Source organism: Serratia sp. PL7, from assembly GCF_945957435.1.
The window spans coordinates 22000-43484 of record NZ_CAMFLB010000025.1 but is presented as its reverse complement, the minus strand read 5'-3'; the positions used below and the strand labels follow the sequence as shown (position 1 = coordinate 43484).

Sequence of the window (21485 nt, the reverse complement as noted above, 5' to 3'; positions counted from 1 at the left end):
TTCACAACTTTACTTCTTCTTTCCATCAACATAACATCCCGCCACACGCCACTCATCTCACTGACTTTTTCCCGGATACCTATTCGACTTTTCATGCAGCCTGACACTGCCTGTATGTTCGGGAAAGATACCCGCAATCAGAGTCCAGACATGATCAACATCGTAGATACCTGCTATAAAAAGGGTATCGCTATTCGATTTCTTGAGAATGGCTTAAGTACCGAGGGGACAATGGCGAAGATGGTCATTCAGATACTGACTGCCGTGGCCGTGGCTGAGGCTGAACGGGAACGAATTTTGGAGCGGACAAATTGACAGCCATGGCATCAGGAGTAAAGTTCGGACGTAAACCACACAATAAATCTGCGATAGTACGGGAGTTGATAGGGCAGGATAAACCGGAAAAAACTATACTGGAAAAACAGGTATATCACGTGCGGTCTTATACAGACTGAAAAAAATTACTCGGACAGAGCAAAAACCCTCCGGGTAATAGTAAAAAAGTAAGGGAATGTAAAAATGCAAGAAAGCAAAGTAAACATAAACCGAATTCACTCCCTTTACGAATCATTGGTCAAAAGGCATGCCTCACTTGAGGATACCTACCACGCCATTCTCAATGAAGGATTGAAAGCCTTTAACCTGTCTCTGGGGATTATAAGCCAAGTAGATGGCGACCGTTACTCTCTGCTTGCCGCTTCACCGGCGGGAAAAAACATTTCAGCAGGCATGACTTTTGAATTAAAAAACACCTACTGTCAACTTGTGATAAATGAAAGAAAAATAATAAGCATTGAGCATGCGGGAGCAAACCCCAATTTTAACACTAATCCAGTCTATATTGATATGAGGATTGAAAGTTACATATCTGCGCCAATATGGGTAACAGAAAAAGTATGGGGCACACTTAATTTTTCTTCTAATCAGATAAGAGAGATATGTTTTTCTGAAGATGATCATGAGTTCATTAGTTTAATGGCTGATGGCATCGGTTCGTTAGTCGAGATGACTCTATTAAACATTGAAAAAGAACGTGTTATTTCAGAACTGAGTAAAAACAATGATATCCTAGAAAGTATTTTTGAAAATTCAACGATCGGAATGGCACTGGTGTCCCCCTCAGGGCAATGGGTGAAAGTCAACAGATCACTGACACACATGCTGGGGTATTCTGAAGCACACTTACTTTCCATCAACTTTCAAAATATCACCCACCCTGAAGATTTAACCACAGACTTAAAACTACTAGAGACACTTTCTCAAGGGAAAATTCCTTCCTACCAATTGGAGAAAAGATATCTGACGGTATCAGACAATTATATCTGGATCCTCTTGAGTGTCTCCTTGGTACGGGAGAGTAATGGTGATGTAAAATATTACATTGCTCAGATTCAAAGTATTGATGAGCGTAAAAAAATGGAAATGGAATTGAAAAAACAAAAAGAGGAATTATATAACATCAATACTATTCTAGAACGGATGGCAACAGAGGACAGTCTGACGGAAATTGCTAACCGCCGAAAATTCATGCTCTGGTTTGATAGTGAAATGACAAGAATGGAACGTTATCCGTTCTCCGTATCACTTGCACTTGCCGATATCGATTTTTTTAAATCGTATAACGATGACTATGGCCATCAGGAAGGTGATTTTGCTTTGAAGAATATTGCCAAAAGGTTAAGTAGCACACTAAGAAGCCAGGACAAAATAGCCCGATTTGGGGGTGAGGAATTCATAATTCTTTTACCTGAAACAGATGAAAAAGGCTGTCTTTTAGCCTGTGAAAGATTAAGAAAAAGCGTTGAAAACTTAATGACTCTCAGAAGAACCGTTACGATCAGTATTGGTGCAGTGACATACTTCCCACCGCATGGGGAACTTGTACATTTTGATGATTTACTTAAAGCATCTGATGCGAAACTATATGAAGCGAAAAGGTCGGGGCGAAATCAGGTAAAAATGATTAACTTTACGGACTACCAAGGCTAATCTCTTTCTTATTTTAACTCTGATTAGATGGAATCCAAATCAAAAGCAATTCATTGATTATATAACATTAATAAAATACAGTAAATCCTCATGCAAAATGGCACAACAACATAATTTTTTAATCATAACAAATATTATCAATAAAAATCAGACATATTTAACATACTAAGTTTAGTTTACAAAAAAAGCCCGGAGACTATTCCGGGCTTTGCTTTACAGCCTATTTTATGTTGTCCTGATTATGCGGTCAGGACATATACAATAATACGCTTCTCAAAAATTATGGCAATGTAAACTCATTATTTTTAGATAACTTTACAATTAACTTACCCCCAAGCACTACTTAACAGCACTGTTCCCCCCCACTTCTGGATGTTGGTCGTGGTTAAATTACACTTATTATATAACCACCTTACTTTCACAACTGTCTATTATTCAATTTCTAGAGCATTACACAGCCATGAGTTTTATTTAGTTAAAAGCATCAAGGGGTTTATTTACCGGTTAATAGCACGCATGGGAATTTTATTCCTGGCACATGTAAAATACAGTCTAAAAATACTTGTGCAGAGGTGATTTATTTCAATTTCATGATATTATTATTGGTATGATAATATTTATTATGATCAAAAACCACTCATATTGGATGTTGGGTCAATAAAAAAGCCCCGGTGACGGGGCAATAATGTCAATAAGGATGTGTTTTTATTATGGGGTACACGCTTACTCAGTTAGATTGCATCATACTGCGATGCTTTTCAGCCTGTTCTTTATGCGCACTTGACTGAGCATTTTTCACCGTTTCATGGGCGATGGCGGCTTTTTCATGCTCATCCATCTGCGAGAATGATTTGGTATTTTTGCGTTCAGCATCAGTAACGCCCTGCTCTCCCATCATTTTCTTATGCTGTTCAGCCATTTTTTTATGGGCGTCAGAATTACTGTTATTCACGGTTTCATGTGCCACCACCGCTTTCTGGTGCTCATCCATGTCCATCATTTTTGTGCCAACACCGTCTACCGCAGATTTCGGTGTAGATGACATCATCTGATGTGCTGGCGCTTGGGCATTATTAACCCGCTCATGGATGTTCACGGTTTCTGCAGCCCAGGTTGAGGAAACAAAGGTCATAGCAAAAGCAGTGGCAATGATAATTTTGTTCATGGTGTGTTCTCCATTTTCACATCATACGTGTTCGAATCGTCTGAAACATCCTTTTACAGGGGATCTTAAAGATGTCTCGGTTTGCAGTAAATGGTCACAACGTAATCCAGTTAACATCAGGATCTCGCTGTGCCTGTTCAAGTTAAGAGTAATTATAAGGGAGGGGTTCTGTTGGACTCGTGACAGAATGATGACAAATGTGTAATGTTAGGATGTTTATTTAATTTTTATATAAAACAGATAGTTATGCATTGTTTTATTGAACGCTTTTAGTTGAAAGAATCTGACTTACAACTGTGAGCGGTTATATGACGGGCATATTTATTTTAAATACACCCGTCCTCTTCATGCGACGAACCGGGGAAAAGAGAGGGTGAAACGGGTTGAAATCGTATCTGAGATAACGCTAATTCTACCTTGATGTGCTGTTACGATGGATTTCACGATAGCCAGACCGATACCACTTCCCTCACTTTTTCTTTGTCTAGAGGGATCAACCCGATAGAAGCGGTCAAACAATCGGGGAAGGTGCTCTTGAGGAATGGGGGTTCCAGGATTTTCAACGATAAGATCAACCCATTCATACCGTTCGTTAACACGAACGGTAACCATCATTCCTCTGGGGGTATAACGAATGGCATTCGATAAAAGGTTATTGATGACCCGCCGCAACATGAGTGGATCTCCTCCAATGAGGGCAGGACTCCCCTCAAACTCGAGACTCACTTCTTGCTCCTCAGCCCAGGCTTCAAAAAACTCGAAGACCTTCATCGTTTCTGACCTGAGATCTATTATTGATCGCTCAGGAATGAGTTGGTTATTGTCTGCCTGAGCCAGAAACAGCATGTCACTGACCATCTTGGCCATACGATTGTATTCTTCAAGATTAGAGTAAAGCACATCCTCCAGTTCTTTATCCGGTCGGCGCTGACTTAACACAATTTCGGTCTGAGTAACAAGATTAGTAATGGGAGTCCTAATCTCATGGGCGATATCTGCAGAGAAATTAGCCTGTCGGGTAAAAACATCCTCGATACGTTCAATCATATGATTGAAGGAAATAACCAGTTGTTCCAGTTCTATGGGTACCCGATCAGGCTCAAGTCTGACATCCAGATTCTCAGAAGTAATATTTTTTATTTTCAGGCTGACATTTCTTAAAGGTTGATGTCCCTTGTGAACAGCAAACAAAACAGTAAAAATAATCATCAAACTGATGACTGAGGCGATCATGACAAGATTGTTTTTGAGCTCATCAATATAATGCAGATGAAAATCGATTGAGAGCGCTATCAGCAACGTGTATGGTTTGACGCTCTCCGGCGTCCTTACTGAGGATGCAATAAGGCGGTACGTTGTATGCCTCATCTCGCTATCAGAGTGATCCGCATTACTTTTCTTCTCTCCTGTCCAGAGAAATACGTCGCCGGAGCCAAGGTGCTGCGAAAAATCCAGCGTGGATGACACAGGGAGAAGATCGGGCCCATCCGGCGAGCGATAAAGTACCTGGTTATTTCCGTTGCTGAGTAATACCGAGATATTCCGGTAACTTTGCAATACTGTGCTGAGTCGTTCGACTTTCTGTCGCTCCGATCCATCAGGACTTTTAAGTATATTTTCCAAGGTCATACTGACTTGTTTCAGATCATTGACATCCTGCTCCGCAAAATGCCTCTCCACAGAATGCAACATGATCCACGTAAATGCCACAAAGGCGATGGTCGTCGACAAGCTGATGAAAAAAGTGAGGCGAGAGGCAAGAGAAAAAGGGCGGTGACGACAGTTAATCCTCATCGGGTACCTCAAGCACATAACCAACGCCACGTACCGTCTGAATCAATTTGGGTTCAAAATCGTTATCAATTTTTGCCCGTAACCGTTTAACAGCCACATCGATGGCATTCGTGTCACTGTCAAAGTTCATATCCCAGACCTGTGAAGCGATCAGTGAACGTGGGAGTACCTCTCCCTGATGGCGGATGAAGAACTCAAGGAGTGTGAATTCCTTACTGGTCAGCGTGATCCGGCTGCCCTTGCGATTCACTTTTCTCGACACCAGATCAAGGGTTAAGTCTGCCACCTGGAACTGGCTTTCCACTATAACGGCAGTGCCACGACGTAACAATGTTCTGACTCTCGCCAGAAGTTCTGCGAAGGCAAAGGGCTTGACCAGGTAATCATCAGCACCGAGTTCAAGGCCCTTGACACGATGCTCGATGGTACCGAGTGCCGTCAGGAGCAAAATGGGCATACCTTTATTTGCCGCCCGCAACATTTTCACGATATCCCAGCCATTCACATCGGGTAGCATGATATCCAGAACAATCAGGTCGTAATCTGCTGTCATGGCCAGGTGATACCCGGTCATGCCATTATCTGCCAGGTCGACAACAAAACCAGCTTCAGTCAACCCCTTACAAAGATATTCACCTGTTTTAACCTCATCTTCGACGATCAGTATTTTCACGCGCCCTCCGGAACATCGATATGGATGTTGTCATTCTAGTGGGCAAAAGGACGATATCAACGAATTAAAACGAAAATGACAGTTTTGTCATTATCCTGTCACTCACCAAACAGAGTCACTCCGGTAAGGTATCCACAATAATCATCAGGAAATCATTTGAACCATTTAACCAGGTGTACCTGGACGAGAAACGATATGTTCAAATTAAAACTACTAACTCTCAGTACATTGTTCGTTTTGGCGGGGTGTACCTCATTGGCTCCGGAATACCAGCGCCCTGAACTCCCCGTGCCACAACAATTTTCGCTCTCCCGGAACGCACTGGTTCCGGCAACGGCAGACTATCAGGATACCGGTTGGCGAGTATTCTTTGCTGACCCTCAGGCACAGACTCTGATTAACGACGCGCTGAGTAACAACCGTGATCTAAAAATGGCGACACTCAAAGTCCAGGAAGCACGAGCCCAGTACAATGTGACAGACGCTGACAGATATCCGCAACTGAATGCATCTTCCGGTATCACCTACAGTGGGGGACTTAAAAATGAAAGTTCCACTACCCAGGAATATGCAGCGGGCATTGACCTCAGCTTTGAGCTGGATTTCTTTGGCAAACTGAAGAACATGAGTGAGGCTGACCGCCAGAATTTCTTCGCCAGCCAGGAAGCTCAGCGTGCTGTACAGATTCTTCTTGTTTCCAACGTCTCACAAAGCTATTTCAACCAACGACTGGCTTATGAGCAATTGCAGATTGCCAGAGAAACACTGAAAAACTACGAGCAATCCTACGCCTTCGTGGAGCAACAACTTATCACCGGCAGCACAAACGTACTGGCACTTGAACAGGCTCGGGGAGTGATCGAAAGTACCCGTGCTGACATTGCCAAAAGAGAAGGTGAACTTGCCCAGGCGAACAATGCGCTCCAACTGGTGGTCGGAAAATACTCTGTACTGCCCGATGGTAAACTTAATGCGGAAACAGATATTAATCCGGTAAAACTGCCTTTGAACCTGTCGTCCAACATCTTGTTGCAAAGACCGGATATTATGGAAGCTGAACATGTGCTGAAAGCGGCAGATGCCAATATTGGGGCAGCCAGAGCCGCATTCTTCCCGTCAATTTCGTTGACGGGCGGCCTTTCAGGAAGCAGCACTGACCTTTCAAGCCTGTTTAATGCCGCGAGTGGCATGTGGAATTTCATCCCTAAAATTGAAATTCCCATCTTCAATGCGGGCCGTAACAAAGCCAACCTGACACTCGCGCAAGTACGCCAACAACAGTCAATTGTCAGTTACGAGCAAAAAATTCAGACTGCGTTTAAGGAAGTTGCTGATGCACTGTCACTTCGAGAAAGTATAAGCGGGCAATTAACAGCACAACAACGTTTTCTGGAGTCCCTTCAGATAACGCTGCTACGGGCACGCGGTTTATATTCCAGCGGCGCTGTAAGTTATATCGAAGTCCTGGATGCGGAAAGAACACTATTTTCAACGCAGCAAGCCATTCTGGATCTGAGATATGCCCAGCACGTTAACGAAATAAACCTTTTCACTGCCTTGGGTGGTGGTTGGACAGAATAAATTATTTTTGAAATAAATAAGGAGTTATAAATATGCGTCAGTCAATAAAAATAGCTTTATTGGGGATCTTCTCGGTTGTCATGGCCGCAGGTGTTCAGGCAAACGAGCACCAACACAGCACAGCAGATAACACGAAGGCCGAAGCTTCTTCGCAGCAGGTTATCAGCACTGCGGGGGTGGTGAAGGATATTGATATGAAAGAAATGAAAATCACCATCGCGCACGAAGCGATACCTGCCGTGGGTTGGCCTGCAATGACCATGCGATTTACGTTTACAGCATTGGATGACAATATCCGCGCACTGAAAGTCGGTAGCCATGTGAACTTCACTTTTGTGCAGCAGGATACTATTTCATTGCTTCAGGAAATTAAAAAAAGCCAGTCTTAATTGATTTTATGATGAGCGTTTATTGTGCCTGTCATACCCCCTGTTATGGCAGGCATGATTATTTACCCCCTACGGCTCCCTCCGAGTTAACAGGTTTGGCTTCTATCAATATTCAGTGGAATTAAATATGGCTTCTATAAAACTTAAATATACTGCAGTTATTGTCAGCAGTCTTTTGATGGGAGGGCTTATATCCGTTGGGGCTTACCATTATCTTTTCTCTGCAGACAAAACAGAAATACCGTCATCAGAGCGTAAGGTTCTGTTCTGGTTTGACCCAATGAAACCCGATACCAAGTTCGACAAACCGGGAAAGTCACCGTTTATGGACATGGATCTGGTCCCCAAATATGCCGATGAAGGTGGCTCCGAAAACAGCAACGGTATCCGTATCGATCCTACCCAGGTGCAAAATCTGGGTATTAAAACAGAAAAAGTCCGTACCGGACGTCTGACTTATGCGCAGACACTCCCTGCCACGGTCAGTTTTAACGAATATCAATTCGTTATTGTCCAGGCCAGATCAGACGGTTTCATTGAAAAAGCGTATCCGATGACTATTGGGGATAAAGTGAAAAAGGGTACCCCCCTGATTGACATCACTATTCCGGAGTGGGTCGAAGCGCAGAGCGAGTACCTTTTACTCTCAGGTACTGGCGGTTCAGCGACGCAACTTAAAGGGGTGCTGGAACGCCTTCGCCTTGCCGGGATGCCCGAAGATGACATCCAGCGCTTACGCAATACACGGAACATTCAGACCCGATTCACGATTAAAGCGCCTATCGATGGGGTGATCACCGCGTTTGATTTGAGAACCGGGATGAATATTTCAAAAGATAAGGTTGTTGCCCAGATCCAGGGGATGGATCCGGTCTGGATTAGCGCTGCGCTACCGGAATCTATCGCTTATTTGCTGAAAGAGAACTCTCAGTTTGAAATTTCCGTGCCCGCTTATCCCGAGAGAAAGTTCAACATCGAGAAATGGAATATTCTGCCCAGTGTTGACCAAGCCACCCGCACACTTCAAGTTCGCCTGCAGGTAGACAATAAAGATGAATTACTGAAACCAGGAATGAATGCCTACTTGAAACTTAACACCCAGAGCCAGGATATGTTGCTGATCCCGTCTCAGGCGGTCATCGATACCGGCAATGAACAACGTGTCATAACTGTCGATGGCAATGGCCGGTTCGTTCCTAAAGTCATCAAGGTGTTGCATGAGTCACAACGCCAGTCTGGGATTGGGGCTGGCTTGACAGAAGGTGAATCGATTGTCGTCAGCGGCCTCTTCCTCATTGACTCTGAAGCGAACATTTCCGGTGCGCTGGAGCGTATGCGTCATCCAGAGAAACACGCGACTACAGCGCCAGAAATGACGGCCCCTTCAGCAAACGCACATTCAGGTCACTGAGGAGACGAAGATGATTGAATGGATTATCAGGCGTTCGGTCGCCAACCGCTTTCTGGTCATGATGGGAGCCCTGTTTCTGAGCATCTGGGGAACCTGGACTATCATCAATACCCCAGTAGACGCCCTGCCTGACCTCTCTGATGTTCAGGTTATTATTAAAACCAGTTACCCGGGACAAGCCCCACAGATTGTAGAAAACCAGGTCACCTATCCCCTGACGACCACCATGCTCTCGGTACCCGGAGCAAAGACGGTCCGAGGGTTTTCACAATTCGGTGACTCGTACGTTTATGTGATTTTCGAAGACGGTACCGATCTGTACTGGGCAAGATCCCGTGTATTGGAATACCTGAATCAGGTTCAGGGCAAGTTGCCTTCAGGAGTCAGCTCCGAGATAGGACCTGATGCAACTGGAGTGGGCTGGATTTTCGAATATGCGTTGGTGGATCACAGCGGTAAGCATGACCTCTCGGAATTACGTTCTCTGCAAGATTGGTTCCTGAAATATGAGCTGAAAAATATTCCGAATGTGGCAGAGGTTGCCTCTGTGGGCGGCGTCGTCAAACAATACCAGATCCTCGTTGACCCGATGAAACTGGCCCAGTTTGGTGTAAGCCTGCCGGAAGTTAAGCAGGCCCTAGGCTCCTCCAACCAGGAAGCGGGCGGTTCTTCTGTCGAGATCGCCGAAGCAGAGTACATGGTACGTGCCAGCGGTTATCTGCAGGGCATTGATGACTTTAACAATATTGTCCTCAAGACGGGTGAGAATAGCGTCCCTGTTTACTTAAGGGATGTTGCGCGTGTTCAGATTGGGCCAGAAATGCGTCGTGGGATCGCGGAGCTGAATGGTGAAGGTGAGGTTGCGGGCGGTGTAGTGATTCTGCGTTCAGGCAAGAATGCGCGTGAAGTCATTTCTGCGGTCAAGGATAAGTTGGAAACCCTGAAAAGCAGTCTGCCAGAAGGTGTGGAAGTGGTGACCACGTACGATCGTAGTCAACTGATTGACCGTGCGATTGATAACCTGAGCTATAAACTTCTGGAAGAGTTTATTGTGGTTGCCATCGTGTGTGGCCTGTTCCTTTGGCACGTTCGTTCTGCACTGGTTGCCATTATCTCGCTTCCTCTGGGGCTGTGTATTGCCTTTATCATCATGCATTTCCAGGGGCTAAATGCCAATATCATGTCTCTGGGGGGTATTGCGATTGCTGTTGGGGCAATGGTGGATGCCGCCATCGTCATGATTGAAAATGCGCACAAACGGCTTGAAGAATGGGACCATAGTCACCCTGATCAGCAAATTGACAATGAAACTCGCTGGAAAGTGATCACCAATGCTTCTGTTGAAGTTGGACCCGCCCTCTTTATTAGCCTGTTGATCATCACCCTTTCATTCATTCCTATTTTTACACTGGAAGGACAAGAAGGGCGTTTGTTTGGGCCTCTGGCCTTCACAAAAACCTATGCCATGGCGGGGTCTGCATTACTGGCGATTGTGGTCATTCCTATCCTGATGGGGTATTGGATCAGAGGGAAAATACCGGCAGAAACCAGTAACCCACTGAACCGCTTTCTAATAAAAATTTATCATCCGTTGCTGCTGAAGGTTCTTCACTGGCCAAAAATGACGCTTCTGGTGGCTGCCCTGTCAATTTTTACCGTGATATGGCCACTCAGTAAAATGGGGGGAGAATTCCTGCCTAAAATCAACGAAGGCGATTTGCTGTACATGCCTTCAACACTGCCAGGTGTATCACCCGGTCAGGCTGCTGCCCTGTTGCAGACGACAGATAAACTGATCAAAACGGTGCCTGAAGTGGCTTCTGTTTTTGGTAAGACGGGTAAAGCAGAAACGGCAACAGATTCAGCACCACTTGAAATGGTGGAAACCACGATCCAACTGAAACCCCAGGACCAGTGGCGACCGGGAATGACGCTTGACAAGATTATTGAAGAGCTGGATGAAACGGTTCGACTACCAGGCCTGGCCAACCTCTGGGTTCCGCCTATCCGTAACCGCATTGATATGTTGTCCACCGGTATCAAGAGCCCGATAGGCATTAAAGTCTCAGGCACGGTACTCTCCGATATTGATGTCACGGCGCAGAGTATAGAAGAAGCGGCGAAAACTGTTCCTGGCGTGGTATCCGCTCTGGCAGAACGCCTGGAAGGTGGACGCTATATCGATGTCGATATTAACCGGGAAAAAGCGGCCCGATATGGCATGACCGTCGGTGACGTGCAGTTATTTGTCTCGTCTGCCATCGGGGGAGCCATGGTCGGCGAAACAGTGGAAGGAGTGGCCCGTTATCCGATCAACATCCGCTACCCTCAGGGGTTCCGCGACGGGCCTGGCGCATTGAAGCAATTACCGATATTGACGCCGACGAAGCAGCAAATCACCCTGGGGGATGTGGCCGACGTGAAGATCATTTCAGGCCCGACCATGCTGAAAACAGAAAACGCCCGTCCTTCAAGCTGGATTTATATCGATGCCCGTGGCCGCGACATGGTGTCCGTTGTTAACGACCTTAAAGCGGTTATCAGTGAAAAGGTCGAACTCAAACCGGGTACCAGCGTCTCGTTCTCGGGACAGTTCGAATTACTGGAGCATGCCAACAAGAAATTGAAGTTAATGGTTCCCATGACCATCATGATTATCTTCATTCTGCTTTACCTGGCATTTCGTCGCGTTGATGAAGCCTTGTTGATCCTGATGAGCCTGCCGTTTGCGCTGATTGGTGGTATCTGGTTCCTGTACTGGCAGGGATTCCACATGTCCGTTGCCACGGGCACGGGGTTTATCGCACTGACCGGGGTAGCCGCAGAGTTTGGTGTAGTGATGCTGATGTATTTACGTCAGGCTATTGAAGCGGACCCTAAATTGTCCAAGCCGGAAACATTCACTCGTGAAGGTCTTGATAACGCGCTTTATCACGGTGCTGTACTGCGTGTTCGTCCGAAAGCTATGACGGTCGCGGTCATCATTGCTGGACTTTTACCTATCCTGTGGGGGACTGGGGCAGGCTCAGAAGTCATGAGTCGAATTGCCGCCCCGATGATTGGCGGGATGATCACCGCCCCTCTGCTGTCCATGTTTATCATTCCGGCAGCCTATAAATTGATCTGGCTACGTCGGCATAAAAATTAATCATGCAAATCTGCGGGAATATCGGCTTCAGAGCCGAGTTCCCGCCATCACCCTTCCCTGTCCGGATAATAAAATCCGTGCGAGTAACATACAGAGGATCTTATGAAAAAAGTGTTGTTAATGACCATCATGCTAGCGTCTTCCCTATCTGCATTCGCGGGTGAAAAAATCATCGATTTATACAAGTCAGAAAATTGTGGTTGCTGTACGCAATGGGGCCAGGTTATGGAAAAGCAGGGCTATCAAGTTAACACTCACGTAATGAACGAGAGCGCCCTCGCCACATTAAAAGATAAATATGCCATCCCCACGGACTTAAGAAGTTGCCATGTGGCCATCACTGGCAATTTAATCATTGAAGGACATGTGCCTGCGGAGGCTATCAGCAAAGCTTTGGTTCCGGGTTCGGGTATCTATGGCCTTGCAACACCGGGGATGCCTGCTGGCAGTCCAGGCATGGAAATGGGCGATAAAAAGGACCCCTATAACGTCATCGCATTTGACAAAAACGGGTCACAGCGTGTGTTCCAGCGCATTGAATAAACGGGCACAGAGACTTTTCAGCCAGCCCTATATTCCGGTCTGGCTGAATACCGTAAAGAAAACTGCAGATAAATCACAGAGACATTCGTGATATCTGTGACCGTGACATATCCTGAAAAGAGTGACCAGTGCATGTCCAACAGGTCACGTGAACGTAAGGAGAAGTGCCGTGAATAAGAAAGGGTACGACATCCCTGATGCCGGTGAGACTTCCGGGCTTTCCGACTCACACCCCGAAAAACGCCGGGCAGTGAAAACTGTCCAGGATCCTGTTTGTGGCATGGCGGTAGATCCTGAGAAATCCGGGTTCAGTATGCCATTTCAGGATAAAAAATTTTTCTTCTGTTCTGCCTCGTGTGAATTAAAGTTCAAAACACATCCTGAACAGTATATTCATACCCAGTCCGCCTCCTCAGCACAGCATAAAGATCCCCAACCTCATCATACGCATACTGGCACGCCAGATGTCGGTCATAGTAGCGATGCCGTCTGGACCTGCCCTATGCATCCGGAAATAATACGTTATGCCCCAGGAGGTTGCCCTATTTGTGGGATGGCTCTTGAACCTCTGATTGTCACTGCAGATGCAGGTCCGAGTAACGAATTCCGAGATATGACTCGGCGTTTTTGGATCGGCGTATTATTGTCTTTGCCTATCCTTGTACTAGAGATGGGTGTGCATTTATCAGAAATGCTAACCCGGCTTATCCCACCCATATTATCCGTCTGGCTCCAACTGGTTCTTGCCACTCCGGTTGTTCTGTGGTGCGGTTGGCCTTTCTTTGAGCGCGCCTGGTTATCTCTACAAAACCGATCACTGAATATGTTCACCCTTGTCGCCATGGGGACCGGCGTAGCCTGGCTGTATAGTGTTATTGCGACCCTTTTCCCGTCCATATTCCCTCCCTCCTTCAGAAATACAGCTGGTGTAGTTGCTATTTATTTCGAAGCTGCTGCAGTCATTACCGTACTCGTTCTTCTGGGGCAAGTGTTGGAGCTTCGGGCCAGAGAACAGACCTCAGGGGCAATCAAAGCCCTGCTGAACCTTTCCCCCAAAACAGCCAGACGAATTAACCCCGATGGCCAGGAAGAAGACATCAGTATTGATGACGTGCTTCGGGGGGATCGGCTCAGAGTAAGGCCAGGGGAAAGTGTGCCTGTTGATGGTATTGTCGAAAATGGCAATTCATCCATTGATGAATCCCTGGTAACAGGAGAGTCAATGCCTGTCACCCGGGGAGTAGAGGACAAGGTCATTGGCGGGACCATAAACCAGACGGGAAGTCTGATCATTCGTGCGGAAAAAGTGGGCAGCGAGACGATGCTGGCCAGAATAGTCCAGATGGTGGCTGACGCCCAGCGAACACGAGCACCTATTCAGCGTATGGCAGACAAAGTGTCAGGGTGGTTTGTCCCCCTGGTGATTGTCATTGCCATTCTGTCATTCATTATCTGGGGGATATGGGGTCCTGAGCCCAGACTCGCTCATGGATTGATCGCTGCAGTATCGGTATTAATCATTGCCTGTCCCTGCGCTCTGGGATTGGCCACCCCGATGTCAATTATGGTAGGGGTAGGTAAAGGCGCGCAATCCGGTGTCCTCATCAAAAATGCGGAAGCACTTGAGCATCTGGAAAAGATTGACACGCTTGTTATTGATAAGACTGGCACACTGACAGAAGGTGCGCCCTCCGTCACCGCGATTATTTCTTTAATACGGGGAGGAGAAGATGCCCTTCTCAGGATCACTGCGGCAGTTGAAAAATCGTCTCAGCACCCATTAGGCCAAGCTGTCGTCGCTGCAGCCATAAGAAATGGCATTGATATTCCCGACGCAAGCGATTTTGATGCGCCTTCCGGGAAGGGCGTTATCGGCAAGGTCGAGGGCAAGGAGGTGGTGATTGGTAACGCAGTGGCGATGCATGAAAATGGCATTTCAACTGAAACCCAGCAGGAAGTGGCGGACTCGCTGCGTCGGGAGGGAGCCACGGTCATTTATGTCGCTGTCGAGGGAGTTTTAGCTGGCATGATGGCCATCGCCGATCCCATTAAAAAATCCACACCAAGTGCCCTCAAATCTCTTCAGAAAGAAGGGATCCGGATCGTGATGCTAACGGGGGATAACAGACTGACCGCTGAAGCTGTTGCCCGAAAGTTAGGAATTGATGAAGTAGAGGCTGACGTCCTTCCTGAGGGGAAAAGTGCCATTGTGGCCCGTCTCAGACAAGAAGGTAAAATCGTTGCAATGGCGGGTGATGGGGTCAACGATGCTCCCGCTCTGGCGGCGGCAGATGTCGGGATTGCCATGGGGACAGGTACGGATGTTGCCATAGAAAGTGCAGGCGTAACCCTTCTCAAAGGGGATCTCACGGGGATCCTGAAAGCTCGACGGCTATCTGAGGCGACGATGGTTAATATTCGTCAGAACCTGTTCTTTGCGTTTATCTACAACGCACTGGGTGTACCTGTGGCTGCTGGGCTGCTGTATCCTTTTTACGGGATATTACTCTCCCCGATAATCGCCGCTGCAGCAATGGCTTTATCATCCGTAAGTGTGATCGCCAATTCGCTTAGGCTAAAGAGAACCGATCTCGATAACTGAGTGTTATCCCGGGAATAAGCCCGGGTCATTGGGAGGAAAATCATGAAAAATGGCACACTGGCTCTTGTTGCCCTGATCGCTATATTGGTATTTGCCCTTATCAGGGAGCACTGGGAACATGTCGCTGGCTACTGGCCCTATCTGATCCTGCTTTTGTGTCCGCTTATGCACTTTTTCCATGGGCATGGGGATGGGCATAACCATAAAGGAAAGGATTCTTCTGACAAAAAATAACGATGTTCGGGGCCAGTCGACCCCGAACGTTAATCCAGAAATCGCTCATACTGTTGTATGTGCGCGTAGACATGTTTTTCCAGTTTACCGATTTTCGGTTTCTGTGGCTGAAAGGCCAGAGAATCAACGGGGCTATCCTTAACCAGCAATTCATAATGCAAATGAGGTCCAGAGGAACGACCACTGTTTCCTGACAACGCGATCGTCGAACCGCTACTGACTCGCTGGCCTTTCATTACCAGAATTTTATTGAGATGGAGGTATCGTGTCTTGACGCCTGCTTTTCCTGCCACCTCCACATAATACCCCATTGAGTTGCTGTATTCTGCTTTCATCACTGTCCCACTGATGACACTGATCACCGCCGTATTCATCGGCATAGAGTAATCAATACCATTGTGGGGACTGATTTTGCCTGATACCGGGTTAACGCGAGCTGGATTGAAAGAGGAACTGAGACGGGCAGAGGGCGGTTTTGGATAAGCCAGGTTCGTTAATTGGGGATCACGTCCTAATTTATAAAAATCAGTATCCGAAATGCGGTACGCGATATATTCTTTTTTTCCTGAAGATAATTTATAAGCGACCACGCGAGATTTTCCGGATCTTTTTTCGACCACAAGCCGTAGGGCTTCATTTATTTTAAGTTTCCGTAAATTGATGGCATCCGGAATAGACTTTTTAAGCGCAGCTATTTCACCCGATCCGAGTCCGGATCGGGTGGCGGTGATATAAAAATCATCCTTAATGACATCAGTAGAATACATACGCTAATTTCGCTGGTAATATAATTGTTACTCGCTATTCTAGAGTGGACAGGGTCATCTGTCATCATTAATCACACAAAATGGGACTACAGATGGTCATAATATTTGTAACATATCTTTTATACGTTGTCGTGCAAAAAATCCTGACGCTTTATGATAAGCCAGATGAGGATTGACTTTTGCGCTGACTGCGGTTATTAGGACTGATGCCCTCGCGATAATGAGCCGCATTTTGTCGGGCTTTATCTGCCAGTTTTACCAGCTCAGCATCAGAAATCGCTTCAGAGGCGGCAAAGAGTCTGGCCAAACCATCACTGACCCTGACATTCAACAACTCATTGTTTTTCATATTAAATTCCTTTCAAATTAATCATATCCTCCACTAAAGAAGGCAGGTAATTTCCGAAGAAATACACACTCAATCTGCATAAGCTGCGCGGATCCTTTCTGCCTGTATCTGATGAGCCGGTGCGGTAGCATTGTTGACTTTTTCATGCACAAGTGCAGCCCGGTCGGCAGCACTTAACTCAGAAAAAGAAACCGGAACAGGTTTGTTTTCTTCCAGTGCTAACATTTTTTTATGAGACTCAATAATTTTCTGATGGGCATACGAGCTGCTGTTATTCATAAATGAATGTGCAACGATAGCTCGCTCATGATCATTCATTTCAGAGAATGACTTTGCCCTATTTTTATTTACACTTGTTGAACTTTCTTTATGTACGGAAGCGTTGACATGTGAAACAGCAGACGCATTATTAACGAATCGATGAGCATTTAATGCCTGCTCACTGGTATTAGCAAAAGAAGTTCCTATGGAAAATGCGGAAAGCAAAGTAATAAGAATTATTCTATTCATGACCGTTATCCTTAATTATTTATATTGACACTTAGGGTGTAATAAAATAATACCTCATTTATAAAGTCAGTGCGGAAAATGACGTAAATGTAATGAAAATAATTACCCTCCCAACATTACGCAAATGTAATGATTATGTTGATTTTTTTATGTTAGCTTCATTTCAAGTTTTAAAAATGTCCAGAGTCCACGTCTCAAAAACACCAAAGAGCAGCCTACGAATTGCTCGAATCACTCTCAAAGGGAGAAAGATAATGCCGCTAAAAGTTACACGACGCTCTTTCATTAAGGGGCTCACTGTCACCGGCGTTACCAGCGGCCTCGGCGTGTGGAGTTTTAATGCCCGATCCAGTCTGAGCCTTCCACTGCCCCCGACACTGCTGGGCACCCATTTTGATCTGACAATAAGTGAAACTCCAGTCAACATCACGGGCAGCAACAAGCAGGCCAAAACAATCAATGGTGGCCTGCCCGGGCCAACATTGCGCTGGAAGGAAGGTGACAAAGTCACACTCAAGGTCAAGAACCAGTTGGATGAACAAACGTCGATTCACTGGCATGGCATTATTCTGCCCGCCAATATGGACGGAGTTCCAGGGCTCAGTTTTGCGGGCATCGAGCCAAACGACACCTATGTCTATACCTTCCAGGTCAATCAAAACGGCACTTACTGGTACCACAGCCATTCAGGTTTGCAAGAGCAGGAAGGCGTTTACGGTGCCATCATCATTGATGCCCGTGAGCCAGAACCGTTTAAATATGATCGTGAGCATGTGGTCATGCTAACCGACTGGACAGATGAGAACCCTCAACGCTTATTGAGCAAGCTCAAGAAACAGTCTGATTATTACAATGTTAATAAACCCACCGTCGGCTCCTTTTTCAGGGATGTAAACACCAAGGGTCTCTCAGCCACGATTGCCGACCGCAAAATGTGGGCGGAGATGAAAATGAACCCCACTGACCTGGCTGACGTTAGTGGCTATACCTACACCTATCTGATGAACGGGCAAGCTCCCCTGATGAACTGGACAGGGCTGTTTACCCGAGGAGAAAAAGTTCGTCTCAGATTCATTAATGGTTCTGCAATGACCTACTTTGACGTACGCATTCCAGGTCTGAAGATGATTATTGTCGCTGCAGACGGTCAGTATGTAGAACCCGTTACTGTTGACGAATTCAGAATTGCAGTTGCTGAAACGTACGATGTGATCGTCGAGCCAACCGAAGATGCCTGCACCATCTTTGCACAGTCCATGGATCGCACGGGTTATGCCCGAGGAACGCTGGCGATACGTGAGGGGCTCAGTGCCCGTATACCTCCTCTGGATCCCCGACCTGTTTTAACCATGGATGACATGGGGATGGGGGGAATGGATCACGGTATGTCCGGCATGGACCATAGCACGATGGCAGGAATGGCAGAGGGTGATCAGATGATGAGTATGGATGGTGCTGACATGGCGCAACCAGAGGTATCGTCGTCACCGATGGACCACAGCAACATGGCTGGAATGGACCATTCGCAGATGGCGGGTATGCCTGGCATGCAGAGTCATCCGGCATCTGAGGATAATAATCCGCTTGTTGATATGCAGGCCATGAGTGTGTCACCCAAACTGAGCGATCCGGGTCTCGGACTCAGAAACAATGGTCGTAAAGTGCTCACCTATGCCGATCTTAAAAGTACGTTTGAAGATCCCGATGGCCGGGAGCCCACACGAACGATAGAGCTCCATCTGACCGGCCATATGGAAAAATTCGCCTGGTCATTTAACGGCATCAAGTTTTCTGATGCAGGGCCTCTACTGCTTCAATACGGAGAACGCATCCGGATCGTACTTGTCAACGATACCATGATGACTCACCCCATTCATCTGCACGGCATGTGGAGCGATCTAGAAGATGAAACCGGTAATTTTTTAGTGCGTAAGCACACGATTGATATGCCACCAGGCACCAAACGCAGCTACAGGGTCACGGCTGACGCGCTGGGTCGCTGGGCTTATCACTGCCATCTTCTTTATCACATGGAAATGGGCATGTTTCGCGAAGTTCGGGTTGATGAATGAGGAGAGTGAATGTGAATATGTGGAATGTTAAACACCTCATGGTCGGGATACTCTTTTCTCCCTTGGCGTATGCCGGTCAACCTATACCTGTCTCCTCTCATGCGGGTCATGATATGTCTGCCATGCAGCAACCAGCCGAGACAGAAGACATGAGTATGACAGCCATGGAGCCGGTGATAACGGAGAGTCGCACGCCTATCCGCCCCATTACGGATGAGGACAGGAAAGCCGCATTCAACGCTCTTCAGGGACATAAAGTTCATGACAGTAGCATTAATTACTTCATTCTGCTTGACCAGTTGGAATGGCAAAAAAGCAATACTGCCAATATGTTCAACTGGAATGTCAACAGTTGGGTGGGCGGTGATATCGATCGGTTGTGGGTTAAAAGTGAGGGCAAGCGGGTCGGCGGTAAAACGGAAAGTGCAGAAGCCCAGTTATTATGGGGGCATGCCATCGGCTCCTGGTGGGATCTGGTCGCGGGGATCCGGCAGGATTTTCGCCCCTCATCACCACAGACCTGGGGCGCAATAGGTTTCCAGGGGCTGGCGCTCTACAACTTTGAATCTGAGATCACTGCCTTTGTGGGAAACGGCGGTAAAGCGGCGCTTCGCCTGGGGGGAGAGTACGATATTCTATTGACCAACCAACTTATTCTCCAACCCTCTTACGAGGTCAATTTCTACAGCCAGAATGATGAATCACGGGGAACAGGCAGTGGGCTGTCCGATACCGAACTCGGCCTCAGATTGCGTTATGAGGTGCGCCGTGAATTTGCCCCTTACCTCGGTGTTTCATGGGATCGGCGTTATGGAAACTCATCAGATTTTGCAAAAAATGACGGCGAGAAGGACAGCGAATTTGCCTTCCTGGCAGGTGTCAGGATGTGGTTTTAATTATCCAAATAATTCAATAGGAAATATTATGCGTTTATTTTATCAAGCTGCACTGGCTTCGGGATTAACTGTCGGTCTTGCTTTTTCAGCAATGGCACATCCTGAATTAAAAAGTTCGGAACCCCAGGCGAATGCAATGGTTTCATCGCCTACAAAAATAGAATTGAATTTTACCGAAGATTTGGCCACTAAATTTTCGGGGGCAAAATTAACCATGACCGGAATGAAAGGCATGTCCTCTCATTCACCAATGGCCGTTGCGGCCAAAGTATCACCAGGTAGTAACCCTAAGTCCATGGTTGTCACCCCTCGAGAACCATTACCTGCAGGAACATACCGAGTTGACTGGCGGGCGGTATCCTCCGATACACACCCTATTACCGGAAATTATACCTTCTCTGTGAAGTGATCGCTATGAACGACCAAGTAATGATTATAGTTCGATTTTTCCTTTATCTCGATTTGATGCTGGTTTTTGGACTGCCTTTTTTTGAGATATATGGAATAAAAAAAACACGACGTGAAGAAGAATCAGTCATTCATTTTAGGTCGTTCATCTTCTTTGCGGTCACCTCAGGTATTGTGCTGACATTTCTCAATATGCTTCTCGTCTCAAATGCCATGAGTGGAGTGACGGATTTCAGAGAGTTATCAATACATATTATAGAGATGGTGATTGAAGAAACAGAAGTGGGTGTCAGTTGGATCATTCGTCTGGTTGCACTTTTTATCGCATTGGCCGGTATTTTACTGTACAAGCGCAGTCAGCAAGTATCACGCTGGATAACCACTCTGGCGGGCATGGTGGCCCTGGCCACCCTCGCGTGGGGGGGGCATGCGGTCATGCACGACGGCATTCACTACTACCTTCACTTATTCAGCGATCTTGTTCATCTTGTCGCTGCGGGTACATGGGTAGGAGCGCTGGCGGCCTTTGCAATACTGTTGCTGCGTAAAGGTAATCACAACAAGCAGTTTGTTGAGGTTGTCTCGGAGTCGCTAGCCGGATTTGCCACAGCAGGAACGATTATTGTTGTGGCATTGAGCCTCAGTGCCGCGATCAATTATGTGTATATTACCGAAGGCACTCTTTCTGTACTTGTCAACAGTACCTGGGGGTTATTGCTGCTGGCGAAAACCGGGCTCTTTGGACTCATGCTGTTGCTGGCAGCAGCAAACAGGTTTCATCTTGGCCCACGCCTGGAACGCACAGTCAGTATGGGTGAATACAGTAAAAGTATCTCTTTAATGCGCCAAAGTATTCTGACAGAATTCTTTATTGCCATAATTATCCTTGCAGCGGTGGCCTGGTTGGGAATGTTGTCTCCTTCCGCCATGGGCAAATAGAGAAACAGCCGACCA

The 21485-nt window shown here is 46.6% G+C and carries 18 protein-coding genes and 1 pseudogene; 13 read left to right on the top strand and 6 right to left on the bottom strand.

All coding sequences use genetic code 11. The features are described from left to right. Positions 1 to 147 precede the first annotated feature (147 nt). Positions 148 to 493, top strand: a pseudogene (locus N6G83_RS44570) (recombinase family protein); the annotation flags it as partial. A gap of 26 nt (positions 494 to 519) precedes the next feature. Next, the gene (locus tag N6G83_RS44565) at positions 520 to 1989 is read left to right on the top strand and encodes a sensor domain-containing diguanylate cyclase (RefSeq protein WP_050136408.1); all 1470 of its coding nucleotides are present in this window, start codon (positions 520 to 522) and stop codon (positions 1987 to 1989) included. Between the two features lie 727 nt (positions 1990 to 2716). Here the strand turns inward: N6G83_RS44565 and N6G83_RS44560 are convergent. The 3 genes from N6G83_RS44560 to N6G83_RS44550 form a co-directional block, all read right to left on the bottom strand. Beyond that, positions 2717 to 3154 (bottom strand): hypothetical protein, encoded by a 438-nt coding sequence (locus tag N6G83_RS44560; RefSeq protein ID WP_050136406.1) that lies wholly within the window; start codon positions 3152 to 3154, stop codon positions 2717 to 2719. A gap of 345 nt (positions 3155 to 3499) precedes the next feature. Beyond that, positions 3500 to 4948, bottom strand: a complete 1449-nt coding sequence (locus N6G83_RS44555) for a Cu(+)/Ag(+) sensor histidine kinase (RefSeq protein WP_050147540.1) — start codon at positions 4946 to 4948, stop codon at positions 3500 to 3502. Continuing rightward, a complete protein-coding gene (locus N6G83_RS44550) occupies positions 4938 to 5621 on the bottom strand; it encodes a copper/silver response regulator transcription factor (protein ID WP_050136401.1) in 684 nt (227 codons plus the stop codon). Before N6G83_RS44550 ends, N6G83_RS44555 begins: the two co-directional genes overlap by 11 nt. A gap of 195 nt (positions 5622 to 5816) precedes the next feature. Here N6G83_RS44550 and N6G83_RS44545 point away from each other — a divergent pair, with 195 nt between their 5' ends. The 7 genes from N6G83_RS44545 to N6G83_RS44515 all read left to right on the top strand — a co-directional run bounded on the left by N6G83_RS44545 (position 5817) and on the right by N6G83_RS44515 (position 15529). Continuing rightward, positions 5817 to 7202: an efflux transporter outer membrane subunit gene (locus N6G83_RS44545; RefSeq protein WP_050147538.1), complete on the top strand. Its 1386-nt coding sequence runs from the start codon at positions 5817 to 5819 to the stop codon at positions 7200 to 7202. 32 nt (positions 7203 to 7234) lie between these two features. Next, positions 7235 to 7591 (top strand): cation efflux system protein CusF, encoded by a 357-nt coding sequence (gene cusF, locus N6G83_RS44540; RefSeq protein WP_050136396.1) that lies wholly within the window; start codon positions 7235 to 7237, stop codon positions 7589 to 7591. A 127-nt stretch (positions 7592 to 7718) separates the two neighbouring features. Continuing rightward, positions 7719 to 9002 carry an efflux RND transporter periplasmic adaptor subunit gene (locus N6G83_RS44535; RefSeq protein WP_050136391.1) on the top strand — a complete coding sequence of 428 codons (1284 nt, stop codon included), beginning with the start codon at positions 7719 to 7721 and terminating at the stop codon, positions 9000 to 9002. Positions 9003 to 9012: 10 nt separating this feature from the next. Further along, the gene (locus N6G83_RS44530; protein ID WP_050136389.1) at positions 9013 to 12150 is read left to right on the top strand and encodes a CusA/CzcA family heavy metal efflux RND transporter; all 3138 of its coding nucleotides are present in this window, start codon (positions 9013 to 9015) and stop codon (positions 12148 to 12150) included. A gap of 102 nt (positions 12151 to 12252) precedes the next feature. Then, positions 12253 to 12693 (top strand): DUF411 domain-containing protein, encoded by a 441-nt coding sequence (locus tag N6G83_RS44525; protein ID WP_050136386.1) that lies wholly within the window; start codon positions 12253 to 12255, stop codon positions 12691 to 12693. Positions 12694 to 12862: 169 nt separating this feature from the next. Continuing rightward, a complete protein-coding gene (locus N6G83_RS44520) occupies positions 12863 to 15295 on the top strand; it encodes a heavy metal translocating P-type ATPase (protein WP_306423607.1) in 2433 nt (810 codons plus the stop codon). Between the two features lie 42 nt (positions 15296 to 15337). Continuing rightward, positions 15338 to 15529, top strand: a complete 192-nt coding sequence (locus N6G83_RS44515) for a DUF2933 domain-containing protein (protein WP_050136383.1) — start codon at positions 15338 to 15340, stop codon at positions 15527 to 15529. 29 nt (positions 15530 to 15558) lie between these two features. On the opposite strand, the gene N6G83_RS44510 is transcribed toward N6G83_RS44515, so the two are convergent. The 3 genes from N6G83_RS44510 to N6G83_RS44500 form a co-directional block, all read right to left on the bottom strand. Continuing rightward, on the bottom strand, positions 15559 to 16296 hold the full coding sequence (locus N6G83_RS44510; protein WP_050919680.1) for a peptidoglycan DD-metalloendopeptidase family protein: 738 nt from the start codon (positions 16294 to 16296) through the stop codon (positions 15559 to 15561). A 151-nt stretch (positions 16297 to 16447) separates the two neighbouring features. Next, positions 16448 to 16645: a hypothetical protein gene (locus tag N6G83_RS44505; protein WP_050136380.1), complete on the bottom strand. Its 198-nt coding sequence runs from the start codon at positions 16643 to 16645 to the stop codon at positions 16448 to 16450. Positions 16646 to 16714: 69 nt separating this feature from the next. Beyond that, positions 16715 to 17155 (bottom strand): hypothetical protein, encoded by a 441-nt coding sequence (locus N6G83_RS44500; protein ID WP_050136377.1) that lies wholly within the window; start codon positions 17153 to 17155, stop codon positions 16715 to 16717. A 254-nt stretch (positions 17156 to 17409) separates the two neighbouring features. Between N6G83_RS44500 and N6G83_RS44495 the strand changes: the two genes are divergently transcribed. From N6G83_RS44495 to copD, 4 genes are read left to right on the top strand one after another with little or no spacing between them, the layout of a single operon-like run. Further along, the gene (locus N6G83_RS44495; protein ID WP_050136374.1) at positions 17410 to 19227 is read left to right on the top strand and encodes a copper resistance system multicopper oxidase; all 1818 of its coding nucleotides are present in this window, start codon (positions 17410 to 17412) and stop codon (positions 19225 to 19227) included. Positions 19228 to 19265: 38 nt separating this feature from the next. Further along, positions 19266 to 20123 carry a copper resistance protein B gene (locus tag N6G83_RS44490; protein ID WP_226716387.1) on the top strand — a complete coding sequence of 286 codons (858 nt, stop codon included), beginning with the start codon at positions 19266 to 19268 and terminating at the stop codon, positions 20121 to 20123. 28 nt (positions 20124 to 20151) lie between these two features. Then, positions 20152 to 20532, top strand: a complete 381-nt coding sequence (gene copC / locus N6G83_RS44485) for a copper homeostasis periplasmic binding protein CopC (protein ID WP_050136368.1) — start codon at positions 20152 to 20154, stop codon at positions 20530 to 20532. Between the two features lie 5 nt (positions 20533 to 20537). Further along, the gene (gene copD, locus N6G83_RS44480; RefSeq protein ID WP_050136363.1) at positions 20538 to 21470 is read left to right on the top strand and encodes a copper homeostasis membrane protein CopD; all 933 of its coding nucleotides are present in this window, start codon (positions 20538 to 20540) and stop codon (positions 21468 to 21470) included. The last annotated feature ends 15 nt before the right edge of the window (positions 21471 to 21485 follow it).

What these genes read in the sequence shown, in the direction of transcription:
- N6G83_RS44530 (WP_050136389.1), top strand. Translation starts at nt 9,013, where the DNA reads ATGATTGAATGGATTATCAGGCGTTCGGTCGCCAACCGCTTTCTGGTC.
- N6G83_RS44565 (WP_050136408.1), top strand. Translation starts at nt 520, where the DNA reads ATGCAAGAAAGCAAAGTAAACATAAACCGAATTCACTCCCTTTACGAA.
- N6G83_RS44490 (WP_226716387.1), top strand. Translation starts at nt 19,266, where the DNA reads ATGGTCGGGATACTCTTTTCTCCCTTGGCGTATGCCGGTCAACCTATA.
- N6G83_RS44510 (WP_050919680.1), bottom strand. Translation starts at nt 16,296, where the DNA reads ATGTATTCTACTGATGTCATTAAGGATGATTTTTATATCACCGCCACC.
- copC (WP_050136368.1), top strand. Translation starts at nt 20,152, where the DNA reads ATGCGTTTATTTTATCAAGCTGCACTGGCTTCGGGATTAACTGTCGGT.
- copD (WP_050136363.1), top strand. Translation starts at nt 20,538, where the DNA reads ATGAACGACCAAGTAATGATTATAGTTCGATTTTTCCTTTATCTCGAT.
- N6G83_RS44535 (WP_050136391.1), top strand. Translation starts at nt 7,719, where the DNA reads ATGGCTTCTATAAAACTTAAATATACTGCAGTTATTGTCAGCAGTCTT.
- N6G83_RS44495 (WP_050136374.1), top strand. Translation starts at nt 17,410, where the DNA reads ATGCCGCTAAAAGTTACACGACGCTCTTTCATTAAGGGGCTCACTGTC.
- N6G83_RS44500 (WP_050136377.1), bottom strand. Translation starts at nt 17,155, where the DNA reads ATGAATAGAATAATTCTTATTACTTTGCTTTCCGCATTTTCCATAGGA.
- N6G83_RS44555 (WP_050147540.1), bottom strand. Translation starts at nt 4,948, where the DNA reads ATGAGGATTAACTGTCGTCACCGCCCTTTTTCTCTTGCCTCTCGCCTC.
- N6G83_RS44525 (WP_050136386.1), top strand. Translation starts at nt 12,253, where the DNA reads ATGAAAAAAGTGTTGTTAATGACCATCATGCTAGCGTCTTCCCTATCT.
- N6G83_RS44560 (WP_050136406.1), bottom strand. Translation starts at nt 3,154, where the DNA reads ATGAACAAAATTATCATTGCCACTGCTTTTGCTATGACCTTTGTTTCC.
- cusF (WP_050136396.1), top strand. Translation starts at nt 7,235, where the DNA reads ATGCGTCAGTCAATAAAAATAGCTTTATTGGGGATCTTCTCGGTTGTC.
- N6G83_RS44545 (WP_050147538.1), top strand. Translation starts at nt 5,817, where the DNA reads ATGTTCAAATTAAAACTACTAACTCTCAGTACATTGTTCGTTTTGGCG.
- N6G83_RS44505 (WP_050136380.1), bottom strand. Translation starts at nt 16,645, where the DNA reads ATGAAAAACAATGAGTTGTTGAATGTCAGGGTCAGTGATGGTTTGGCC.
- N6G83_RS44515 (WP_050136383.1), top strand. Translation starts at nt 15,338, where the DNA reads ATGAAAAATGGCACACTGGCTCTTGTTGCCCTGATCGCTATATTGGTA.